14 protein-coding genes are annotated in these 10,200 nt (G+C 46.6%); all 14 read left to right on the plus strand.

What is annotated here, in order from left to right; genetic code table 11:
- Position 1: 1 nt before the first annotated feature.
- From hisB to AC9UGD_RS02615, 14 genes are read left to right on the plus strand one after another with little or no spacing between them, the layout of a single operon-like run.
- Complete coding sequence (gene hisB / locus AC9UGD_RS02550; RefSeq protein ID WP_509569099.1) at positions 2-586, plus strand: imidazoleglycerol-phosphate dehydratase HisB; 585 nt, start codon at positions 2-4, stop codon at positions 584-586.
- Entirely contained in the window at positions 583-1,185 is a 603-nt protein-coding gene (gene hisH, locus AC9UGD_RS02555; RefSeq protein ID WP_509569102.1) for an imidazole glycerol phosphate synthase subunit HisH, read from the plus strand. The genes hisB and hisH overlap by 4 nt, the downstream gene beginning before the upstream one ends.
- On the plus strand, positions 1,182-1,907 hold the full coding sequence (gene priA / locus AC9UGD_RS02560; RefSeq protein WP_509569104.1) for a bifunctional 1-(5-phosphoribosyl)-5-((5-phosphoribosylamino)methylideneamino)imidazole-4-carboxamide isomerase/phosphoribosylanthranilate isomerase PriA: 726 nt from the start codon (positions 1,182-1,184) through the stop codon (positions 1,905-1,907). The genes hisH and priA overlap by 4 nt, the downstream gene beginning before the upstream one ends.
- A complete protein-coding gene (gene hisF, locus AC9UGD_RS02565; RefSeq protein ID WP_509569107.1) occupies positions 1,904-2,677 on the plus strand; it encodes an imidazole glycerol phosphate synthase subunit HisF in 774 nt (257 codons plus the stop codon). Before priA ends, hisF begins: the two co-directional genes overlap by 4 nt.
- Before the next feature lie 14 nt (positions 2,678-2,691).
- The gene (gene hisI, locus AC9UGD_RS02570; RefSeq protein WP_509569110.1) at positions 2,692-3,033 is read left to right on the plus strand and encodes a phosphoribosyl-AMP cyclohydrolase; all 342 of its coding nucleotides are present in this window, start codon (positions 2,692-2,694) and stop codon (positions 3,031-3,033) included.
- Positions 3,034-4,524: an anthranilate synthase component I gene (locus AC9UGD_RS02575; protein ID WP_509569113.1), complete on the plus strand. Its 1,491-nt coding sequence runs from the start codon at positions 3,034-3,036 to the stop codon at positions 4,522-4,524.
- Positions 4,517-4,687, plus strand: coding sequence for a hypothetical protein (locus AC9UGD_RS02580; protein ID WP_509569116.1), 171 nt, complete (start codon positions 4,517-4,519; stop codon positions 4,685-4,687). Before AC9UGD_RS02575 ends, AC9UGD_RS02580 begins: the two co-directional genes overlap by 8 nt.
- Positions 4,684-5,463 (plus strand): indole-3-glycerol phosphate synthase TrpC, encoded by a 780-nt coding sequence (gene trpC, locus AC9UGD_RS02585; protein WP_509569119.1) that lies wholly within the window; start codon positions 4,684-4,686, stop codon positions 5,461-5,463. The genes AC9UGD_RS02580 and trpC overlap by 4 nt, the downstream gene beginning before the upstream one ends.
- Positions 5,460-6,641 (plus strand): tryptophan synthase subunit beta, encoded by a 1,182-nt coding sequence (trpB, locus tag AC9UGD_RS02590; RefSeq protein WP_509569122.1) that lies wholly within the window; start codon positions 5,460-5,462, stop codon positions 6,639-6,641. The genes trpC and trpB overlap by 4 nt, the downstream gene beginning before the upstream one ends.
- Positions 6,641-7,441, plus strand: coding sequence for a tryptophan synthase subunit alpha (gene trpA, locus AC9UGD_RS02595; protein WP_509569125.1), 801 nt, complete (start codon positions 6,641-6,643; stop codon positions 7,439-7,441). Before trpB ends, trpA begins: the two co-directional genes overlap by 1 nt.
- Positions 7,438-7,932 carry a MauE/DoxX family redox-associated membrane protein gene (locus AC9UGD_RS02600; protein WP_509569128.1) on the plus strand — a complete coding sequence of 165 codons (495 nt, stop codon included), beginning with the start codon at positions 7,438-7,440 and terminating at the stop codon, positions 7,930-7,932. The genes trpA and AC9UGD_RS02600 overlap by 4 nt, the downstream gene beginning before the upstream one ends.
- Before the next feature lie 2 nt (positions 7,933-7,934).
- Entirely contained in the window at positions 7,935-8,642 is a 708-nt protein-coding gene (locus tag AC9UGD_RS02605; protein ID WP_509569130.1) for a DsbA family protein, read from the plus strand.
- Positions 8,643-8,644: 2 nt separating this feature from the next.
- Positions 8,645-9,454, plus strand: coding sequence for a prolipoprotein diacylglyceryl transferase (lgt, locus tag AC9UGD_RS02610; RefSeq protein ID WP_509569132.1), 810 nt, complete (start codon positions 8,645-8,647; stop codon positions 9,452-9,454).
- Between the two features lie 20 nt (positions 9,455-9,474).
- Positions 9,475-10,182: a VIT1/CCC1 transporter family protein gene (locus AC9UGD_RS02615; protein WP_509569135.1), complete on the plus strand. Its 708-nt coding sequence runs from the start codon at positions 9,475-9,477 to the stop codon at positions 10,180-10,182.
- The last annotated feature ends 18 nt before the right edge of the window (positions 10,183-10,200 follow it).

A 10,200-nucleotide genomic window follows, 5' to 3' on the forward strand; every position in this document is an offset into this window, starting at 1 on the left:
CATGAGAACAGCACGCGTCGAAAGAAAGACCAAGGAGTCACATGTACTCGTTGAGCTGAATCTAGATGGCCAGGGCATCATTGATGTTGCGACAGGGGTTCCATTCTTTGATCACATGATGTCTCAATTGGGCAAGCATTCAGGTTTTGATCTAACAGTTAAGACAACTGGTGATGTTGATGTTGATTCACACCACACAGTTGAGGACACATCCCTTGCCTTTGGTCAGGCACTGCGTGAAGCACTTGGCGATAAAGCAGGGATCCGTCGCTTTGGCGATTCAATGGTTCCGTTAGATGAGGTTTTGGTTCAGGCAGCGGTTGATCTTTCTGGTCGTCCATATTTAGTGCACCGTCAACCAGAAATTGTTGAACTAATCGGCACCTTTGACACAACCCTGGGGAAGCACATCTGGGAGTCAATCGTTGCTGAAGCGCGCATCGCATTACACATTCGCGTTCTAGAAGGTCGTAATGCCCACCACGTATTTGAAGCACAATTCAAGGCTGTTGCACGTGCATTACGTGATGCGGTTTCACTAGATGGCCGAGTAGCCGGAATCCCATCAACAAAAGGTTCTCTTTGATAGCAATTCTTGATTACGGATCTGGAAATCTACGATCAGCCGAACGTGCATTTGCAACAGCAGGAAAAGATGTAGTTGTAACATCTGATCGATCAGTTGCACTTGAGGCAGAAGGATTAGTAGTTCCAGGTGTTGGCGCATTTGCTGCATGCATGAATGGCTTAAATGCGGTTGATGGCGCTGCAATTGTGCGGGAACGTTTGGCGAAAGAGCGTCCAACACTTGGCATCTGTATTGGTATGCAAATCATGTTTTCTAAAGGCACAGAACATTCTGATGGCACACCACATGCTGGAATCGGAATTTGGGAAGGAACAGTTTCGCAGTTGGACGCACCGATTTTGCCTCACATGGGCTGGAACACAGTTGAAGCAGCCTCTACATCAACACTATTTAGCGGCGTTGAAGGCGAATCCTTTTATTTTGTTCATTCTTATGCGGCGAAAAAAGCAGTTGGTACAACACAGGGGTGGAGCACGCACGGTGAAAAGTTTTTAGCTGCTGTTGAAGATGGCTACATCAGTGCAACACAGTTTCACCCAGAAAAATCTGGTGCAGCTGGATTAGCCCTGATAAAGAATTGGGCGGATTCATTGTGAGATACCTAGAGTTATTGCCTGCTGTTGATGTTAAAGATGGTCGCGCAGTTAGGTTGGTTCAGGGCGAACTAGATAAGGAAAGTGTTTACGGAGCACCTCTAGATGTCGCCCTCGAATTTCAAGCAGCGGGTGCCGAATGGCTTCACCTTGTTGATTTAGATGCAGCCTTTGGTCGTGGTGAAAACTCTGCTCTATTGGCCGAGGTAGTTGGAAAATTAGATATCAAGGTAGAGCTATCAGGCGGAATTCGTGATGATGAATCGTTAAAACGTGCATTAACCACTGGTTGTCGTCGAGTTAATTTAGGAACAGCAGCACTAGAAGATCCTGATTGGACTGCTCGTGTTATCGGACAATACGGAGACCGAATCGCAGTTGGTCTAGATGTCCGTGGACATACTCTTGCTGCACGCGGTTGGACTAAAGAGGGAGGAGATTTGTTTGAAACCCTTGAGCGTTTAGATCGCGACGGTTGCGCTCGTTATGTTGTTACAGATGTTGCAAAAGATGGAACATTAGCTGGACCAAATATCGAACTACTTAAATCTGTGTGTGCTGCTACAACAAAGCCGGTAATTGCAAGCGGTGGTATCTCATCTCTGGCTGACATTGCAGCTCTTGCGGCACTTGTCGATACCGGAGTTGAAGGCGCGATTGTTGGTAAGGCGCTATACGCCGGAAAATTCACCTTAATAGAAGCGTTAAAGGTAAGCGGAAAATGACATTGTCTGTTCGCATCATTCCTTGTTTGGATGTCACCGACGGCCGCGTGGTCAAAGGTGTTAACTTCACGGATCTAGTTGATGCGGGCGATCCAGTTGAAATGGCTGCGCTGTATAACCTTGAAGGCGCAGATGAGCTTACATTTCTAGATATCTCGGCAAGTGTTGTAGGACGTGAAACAACTTTGGATGTTGTTCGTCGGACAGCAGAACAAGTTTTCATTCCACTTACAGTCGGTGGTGGAATTCGAAGCGTGGAAGATGTTGATCGGCTTTTGCGTGCAGGAGCTGACAAAGTTTCAATTAATACATCTGCAATTGCCCGTCCCGAATTAATCGCTGAGATCGCAGATCGTTTTGGCTCACAAGTCTTGGTGATATCAATAGACGCGCGTCGAGCAAACACAGATTCTGGTTTTGAAGTCACTACACATGGTGGTCGACAAAGTTCAGGACTAGATGCATTAGCGTGGGTTGAAAAAGCCTGTGCGCTAGGTGTTGGTGAAATTCTGCTTAACTCAATGGATGCCGATGGAACTCGCGCGGGATATGACATCGGAATGATCACCGCAGTTCGTGCAGTCTCCAAGGTTCCGTTGATTGCAAGTGGGGGAGCAGGGAGTCTTGAAGACTTTTCTGCAGCCCTAGATGCAGGGGCAGATGCGCTACTAGCTGCAAGCGTCTTTCACTTTGGCATTCATCGCATTGGCGATGTGAAGTCTTACCTGGGTAAGCACAATTATCCGGTGCGCACGATGGCCGCTCGTTAAGGCAGAATAAGCACATGACGACAATTGATCCTCGGGTAGCAGCCTTACTCAAGGATCCGTCCGCATTGATTCCAGCAGTTGTGCAAGATGTTTCAAGTAATGAAGTGCTGATGCTTGCGTACATGAATGCCGAGTCACTGGCACTAACTCTTTCAACGGGTAAAGCAACATATTGGAGCCGCAGTCGTAACGAACTGTGGGTCAAAGGTGCGACATCTGGACATTTCCAAGATGTTCATTCTGTTTCTTTAGATTGTGATGGAGACTCACTTTTGTTGAAGGTGACACAAACTGGGGTTGCCTGCCATACGGGGGATCGCACCTGTTTTCACACCCCACTTGAGCTTGGTCTGTAAATGAACCTAGAACAATTTCGCGCTTACGCAAAGGTTTCAAATGTAATTCCAGTTTCCAGACGTTTACTGGCAGACGGTGAAACTCCACTTGGGGTTTATCGCAAATTAGCAAAAAACGCCGACAACACATTCCTGCTTGAATCAGCAGAACATGGTGGTGCGTGGTCTCGATATTCATTTATTGGTGTGCGAAGTGAAGCAACGCTTAGCGAAAAAAATGGTCTTGCCTATTGGCAAGGAATTGCACCAGCTGGTGCGCCAACCGGAATAGATCCACTCGAAGCGCTCAGACTTTCTGCAGCGCATTTGAAGTCACCACAAATTGCAGGTTTGCCTCCGCTAACTGGTGGCTTAGTTGGTTTTATGGGTTACGACGTTGTGCGACGGTTGGAACGCTTACCTGACTTAACAACAAAAGACATTCCATTACCCGAGCTTTCATTTATGTTAACAAGTGATCTGGCGGTCTTGGATCACAGCGATGGCACGATCACCTTGATTGCAAATGCAATCAATTGGGATGGAAGCGATGATCGCATTGATGAAGCATATGAATCCTGTGTGCAGCGTTTAGATCGCATGCAAGCTGATCTTTCAACCCCCCTATCAGGAGAAGCGGCAGAGATTCCAGATTTCTCATTACCTGATTACAGCGGCAATATTTCTGGCGAACAGTTCAAGCAGAACATTCTTAAGGTTAAGGAAGAAATCCTTGCCGGAGAAGCATTTCAAGTGGTTTTGTCCCAGCGATTTGCGATGCCATGTCAGGCAGATGCAATAGATGTGTATCGCATGCTTCGCCTGAATAATCCTTCGCCGTACATGTATTTGTTCCGCTTTACAGATGGAATCGAGATTGTTGGGTCTAGTCCTGAAGCATTAGTAAAGGTCAATCAAAAAGATGTGATGATCCATCCAATTGCAGGTACTCGTAAGCGTTCGGCAAACCCTGAAGAAGATCACCGTTTAGGGGAAGAACTACTTGCAGATCCAAAGGAACGAGCAGAACATTTGATGCTGGTTGATTTAGGTCGCAACGACTTAGGTCGTGTCTGCGCGCCTGGAACAGTTGAAGTCGTCGATTTCATGCACATCGAACGATATTCACATGTGATGCATATTGTTTCTACTGTTGTCGGAAAGTTAGCCGATAAGGCAAGCCCAGTAGATGCCCTTTTTTCTGTATTCCCTGCTGGAACATTATCTGGTGCACCAAAGCCACGTGCGATGGAGATTATCGAAGAACTGGAGACAACACGTCGCGGTGTTTATGGTGGCATCGTTGGTTACATTGATTTCACAGGCAACATCGACACCTGCATCGCTATTCGCACAGCCCTGTTGTATCAAGGTACTGCGTATGTTCAAGCAGGCGCAGGCGTTGTTGCAGATTCGGATCCCGAGTCAGAGAATCAAGAATGTCGAAATAAAGCAGCAGCTGTTCTAACTGCAATACATGCAGCTAATCGTTTAGGACGCAATCATGAGTGATCTCTTTCCGATCGGGATCGCAGCAATTGTTGTAATGGGGATCGTTTTATTACTTGCCCGAAAGTTTAAGATTTCAGCTCGCTATGAACGCACACCTCGTCAGCTGAATTCTTGGTCAGCGCTCGATAAGGGGATAGACCCAACAGAGGATCAAAAACTGTGAGCGTTCTAGATTCAATTATTGAAGGTGTACGTGAGGATTTAGCAGCCAGACGTTTACCAATGTCGCAGTTACTAGAAGCGATTGAAGTAGCACCACCGGTACGCGATTGTTTAGCAGCGCTATTGACCGAAGATATTTCAGTTATTGCTGAGGTTAAGAGGTCTTCGCCAAGCAAAGGCGCGCTTGCACCAATTACCGATCCTGCTGGCCTTGCTGCAACTTATGAAGTAGCTGGGGCAACTGTAATTAGTGTTTTGACAGAACAACGTCGATTCGGTGGAACTTTGGCTGACCTTGATGCAGTACGCAAAACTGTGGAGTTACCAGTATTGCGAAAAGATTTTATGGTTGATGAGTATCAATTTTATGAAGCACGCGCTCATGGTGCGGATGTAATTTTGTTGATCGTTGCTGCGCTAAGCAAGAATCAATTAGCTGATTATTTTCACTTGGCTAAAGAACTTGGAATGAGAGCCTTGATCGAGGTTCATACACCTAGCGAATTAGAGAGTGCACTTGAAATATCACCAGAAATTGTTGGTGTTAATTCTCGTAACTTAAAAACCTTAGATGTGGATGCACAAGCATTCGCGCAATTGATTCCACAAATACCACAGTCAATCGCCCGTGTTGCTGAATCAGGAATCTCAACTAGGGCTGATGTTGAATTTGCTCACGAGCATGGGGCAACGGCGATTCTGGTAGGTGAGGCCTTAGTCCGCTCAGGAAATTCAAATGTTGCGATGGCTCAGTTGCTCGGTAGGCTTGCGGAATGATTATTGAGGGCCACTTCGGAGAGTATGGCGGCCGTTTTGTGCCAGAAGCTCTGATTGGCGCCCTCGAAGAATTAGAAGCTGCTCACAACGCAGCGCAAAAAGATCCAGCGTTCATTGCCGAGTTGGCTGAACTTCATCGCACCTACACAGGTCGTCCGAGCATTATTACCGAAGCAAAAAGATTTGCTGAACATGCTGGCGGAGCTCGAATATTTCTCAAGCGTGAAGATTTAAACCACACCGGCAGCCACAAGATCAACAATGTTTTAGGACAAGCTCTCTTAACAAAGCGCATGGGCAAGAAGCGAATCATCGCCGAAACTGGTGCTGGTCAACACGGTGTTGCTTCTGCAACGGCTGCTGCCTTGATGGGACTTGATTGTGTTGTGTATATGGGCGAAGAAGACACACGCCGCCAAGCATTAAACGTTGCACGTATGAAGTTGCTCGGCGCACAAGTTGTTCCAGTGACTTCAGGATCTAAAACATTAAAAGATGCTATTAATGAAGCAATGCGTGATTGGGTGACTAACGTTGCCGATACTCACTACATGCTGGGCACAGTTGCAGGCCCACATCCATTCCCAACAATGGTTCGCGACTTTCACAAAATTATTGGTGATGAAGCGCGCGAACAAATGCTCGCACTAACTGGCAAACTTCCAGACGCAGTTCTTGCTTGTGTTGGTGGCGGGTCAAATGCAATTGGAATCTTTAATGCATTTATTCCAGATGCAGGAGTTCGACTAATTGGTCTTGAAGCAGGCGGAGATGGTGTTGAAACGGGACGCCATGCTGCAACTATTACTGGTGGCTCGCCTGGTGTTTTGCACGGCACGCGTTCCTATGTTTTGCAGGATGAAAATGGTCAAACCATCGAATCACATTCAATTTCGGCAGGACTTGATTACCCAGGTGTTGGACCTGAGCACGCATACCTTCATGACATTGGCCGTGCCGAATATCGCGCGATCAATGATGATGCAGCGATGGCGGCTTTTGAATTACTGTGCAAAACAGAAGGCATTATTCCGGCGATAGAAACTGCGCATGCACTAGCTGGTGCATTGGTAATCGGACAAGAATTAGGGCCAACGGCAAACCTATTGATCAATTTGTCTGGCCGCGGCGATAAAGATGTACAAACCGCTGCCGAATACTTTGGAATTCCCCTGTAATGACACAATTAGATGTAGTAATGGCAAAGGTGCGCGCAGAAAATCGTGCAGCGCTAATTGCATACATCCCAGCTGGTTTTCCTTCACAGACTGGTTGCGCCAAAGCAATTCAAGCGTTGGCAGCTGCAGGAGTCGATGCAATTGAAATCGGTTTTCCTTATAGCGATCCGGTAATGGATGGTCCAGTTATTCAAGAGGCAGCAGATATTTCGTTGAAAGGTGGAACAAATGCTGCAGATGTTTTTGCAGCGCTCAAGGTTGCATCAAGCACTGGGGTAGCAGCGGTTGTTATGACTTATTGGAATCCGATTGCAAAGTACGGTGTTGAAAAGTTTGCACAGTCCATTGCTGATAACGGAGGATCGGGTGTAATTACCCCAGATCTCACAATTGAGGAATCTGATTTGTGGATTGCAGCCACACAAAAGAGTGGAATCAATCCAATCTATGTCGTAGCACCGAGCACAAAAGATGAGCGCTTAAAGAATGTAACTGCAAAAACAGGTGGCTTTGTCTACGCCGCCAGCATGATGGGAGTGACAGGAACTCGTGATGCTGTTGCATCAACAGCCAGTGAATTAGTTGCGCGTGTTCGAACTGTCACTGACTTACCTATTTCAGTAGGTCTAGGTGTATCCACGCGAGAACAAGCAAAGTCCTTGGCCGCATATGCCGACGGAGTAATTGTTGGTTCAGCTTTTATCAAGTTATTGCTTGATGCACCGTCAGAACAACAAGGTTTAGATGCAATTTCTCATCTGGCTAAAGAGCTAGCCTTAGGAGTACGTGAGGGGCGATGAGAAATTTTAATGAGCGCTTTCAACCGCTAATTACTCTGTTGGCTCGGCTTGTACTTGGTGGCGTCCTTTTGGCTGCCGGTGGACTAAAAGTATTTAAGCCAACAGAATCAGCAAACGCTGTTGCTGCCTATAAATTGTTACCAACCAATCTGGCGCACCTAACGGGATATGCCTTGCCGTGGCTTGAAGTCGCACTTGCGCTTCTTTTAATCATTGGCTTTATGGTTCGCCCAGCGGCTGTAGTCAGTGGTTTGATCATGATCGTTTTTATCGGGGCAATTGCTTCAGTGTGGGCTCGGGGGATGTTGATCGATTGTGGATGCTTTGGCGGAGGCGGGGAAATTGACCCCTCGTTGGCTTCGGAGGTTCGTAGGACCTATTTCATAGAAATAATGCGCGATTTAGGCTTGGCTCTTGCCGCGCTTTATCTGTACTTTTTCCCTTACGGAAAGTTTTCCATCGAAAAAGCAGCACCCTCAACTAAGGAGTAAGAATGGCTAAGCAACAAGCAAAAAGCGGTGACAACGTAACGCGCTGGATCGTTATTGCAATGGTTACGCTCGTAGTTGTAACAGGTGTGGTTTTTTCGATGATGAGTCAAAATAATAAGCAGAACGCATCTCTTGCCGCCCTGGATGGTTTTACATCAAAAGGTGCGATTGCAACGACAATTGATGCCGACAATGGTTCGGCCATCACTTTCAATCCTGGTTTAGCTAAGACGGTTGATGTATGGGAAGACCCACAGTGTCCAGTATGTAAATACTTTGAAGATGCAAACGGTGATTACATTGATAGCTTGATCCGCGACAAGAAAGCAACAGTTCGTTTCCACGTACTTTCATTCTTAGGTGATGAATCAGTGCGTGCGGCGAATGCATCATTTTGTGCAGCAGATGAGGGACAGTACATAGATTTCCATAAGGCTTTGTATCGTGTTCAATCTCCACTAGAAAACTCTGGCTTTTGGAGTAATGAAACTTTGATTGCGATTGGAAGTAAAGTCGGAATCACATCTGAAAAGTTTGCTAAGTGCGTTAATGACGGACAAAAGGTTGAACTTGTAAAAGCAAACTACGACTCCATGTCCAAGTACGGAGTTCAGGGCACACCAACCGTATTCATCGATGGAAAATTGTGGGAGCGCAAGAGTTCAGACTTTAATCTTGACGAATTCCGCGCTGCCGTAGAAGGAAATTAACTGTGTTGATCGCATTTCCAACGCCAACGCAATCGGCGTTGGAAATCGGTCCATTAACGATTCACTATTACGCCTTATGCATCATTATGGGCATCGCAGTAGCAATTTGGCTTGGTGATAAAAGATTTCGTGCTCATGCAGTTAATGGGCGATCAGTTGTATCTGAAGTAGCGATTACTGCGGTACCGGTTGGCATCATTGGTGGACGTCTCTATCATGTGATCTCTTCACCTTCTGCTTATTTTGGAGCAAATGGCAATCCAGTGGATGCGCTAAAGATTTGGCAAGGTGGATTAGGAATCTGGGGAGCTATTTCCCTTGGGATCTTGGGTGCCTATGTGCGCTACAAAACATTGCAAAAGCGAATTGATTTGCCTTCATTTGCAGTGTTTGTAGATGCATTAGCTCCGGGCATTTTGTTCGCCCAAGCTATTGGGCGTTTTGGAAATTGGTTTAACGGTGAGTTATTTGGCCGCCCACTGGATACCTGGTGGGCGCTCGACGTTCCAACCAGATATCGACCATTTGGATATAGCCAATTTGAATCTTTTCACCCTACTTTTTTGTATGAAGCAATCTGGTGCACCTTTGTCGCAACGCTATTGATTGTGTTTGGCAAACGCCTAAAGGCTGGACAAGTATTTGCTGCATATGTCTTTGCCTATTGCTTCGGCAGATATTTCATCGAGCTAATTCGTATTGATTCAGCTAATACGATCGCCGGATTGCGCGTGAATGTCTGGGTGAGCGTGATGATAGGAGTAGGAGCTGCAATTATGTACTTTGATCGTGGCTCAAGAAAGATTGCGTAGCTTTCAGGTAGGCTTAAGAAATGGCACTTGAAGATGTTCATGAGCGCAATCAACAACACCGTACCCACCGAGCAGGCTGGTTACGTGCGGCAGTCCTTGGTGCAAATGATGGACTGGTCTCAACAGCATCCTTAATGGTTGGAGTTGCAGCTGCAGGCAAGACTGATTTTTTGGTTACTGCAGGAATTGCTGGAATCACCGCAGGTGCGATGTCGATGGCAGTTGGCGAATATGTTTCAGTGCGCTCACAAAATGATGTCGAAGCCTCAGATCGCTTATTAGAAATTGAACATTTAGCGGCAGATCCTGAAGGTGAGTTGCAGGAGCTGCAACACATTTATATTGAACGTGGCTTAACTCCGGCTCTTGCGTTGCAGGTTGCACTAGAAATGCATCGTAAGGATCCATTAGAAGCACATTTGCGAGATGAACTTGGACAACATCCACACACAAAGGCAAGACCAGTTCAGGCAGCTGTTGCATCGGCAATCGCCTTTACAAGTGGTGGCTTGATTCCATTTGCAGGAGCTTTCGCGCCGAGTTTAGGAGCTAAGGCGTGGAGCATTGTTGGCTTCACACTTGTGGGCTTAATTTTGACAGGCGTCATCAGTGCCAGAATTTCAGGATCAAAGGTATTTGCCCCAACGGTGCGCGTTTTAATCGGAGGGTGTTTGGGTATGGCGATCACCGCTGGGATTGGCCAAATCGCCAACATCTCTGGCATCTAATCAGCCTTCTCTGAGCCT

Origin of the sequence: Candidatus Planktophila sp., from assembly GCF_044232745.1 — a bacterium.
GTDB lineage: Bacteria > Actinomycetota > Actinomycetes > Nanopelagicales > Nanopelagicaceae > Planktophila.

Excerpts from the sequence above, each read along its gene's own strand:
- hisB (WP_509569099.1), top strand. The coding sequence starts at position 2 with ATGAGAACAGCACGCGTCGAAAGAAAGACCAAGGAGTCACATGTACTC.
- hisF (WP_509569107.1), top strand. The coding sequence starts at position 1,904 with ATGACATTGTCTGTTCGCATCATTCCTTGTTTGGATGTCACCGACGGC.
- AC9UGD_RS02580 (WP_509569116.1), top strand. The coding sequence starts at position 4,517 with ATGAGTGATCTCTTTCCGATCGGGATCGCAGCAATTGTTGTAATGGGG.
- AC9UGD_RS02605 (WP_509569130.1), top strand. The coding sequence starts at position 7,935 with ATGGCTAAGCAACAAGCAAAAAGCGGTGACAACGTAACGCGCTGGATC.
- AC9UGD_RS02575 (WP_509569113.1), top strand. The coding sequence starts at position 3,034 with ATGAACCTAGAACAATTTCGCGCTTACGCAAAGGTTTCAAATGTAATT.
- trpA (WP_509569125.1), top strand. The coding sequence starts at position 6,641 with ATGACACAATTAGATGTAGTAATGGCAAAGGTGCGCGCAGAAAATCGT.
- hisI (WP_509569110.1), top strand. The coding sequence starts at position 2,692 with ATGACGACAATTGATCCTCGGGTAGCAGCCTTACTCAAGGATCCGTCC.
- trpB (WP_509569122.1), top strand. The coding sequence starts at position 5,460 with ATGATTATTGAGGGCCACTTCGGAGAGTATGGCGGCCGTTTTGTGCCA.
- AC9UGD_RS02600 (WP_509569128.1), top strand. The coding sequence starts at position 7,438 with ATGAGAAATTTTAATGAGCGCTTTCAACCGCTAATTACTCTGTTGGCT.
- AC9UGD_RS02615 (WP_509569135.1), top strand. The coding sequence starts at position 9,475 with ATGGCACTTGAAGATGTTCATGAGCGCAATCAACAACACCGTACCCAC.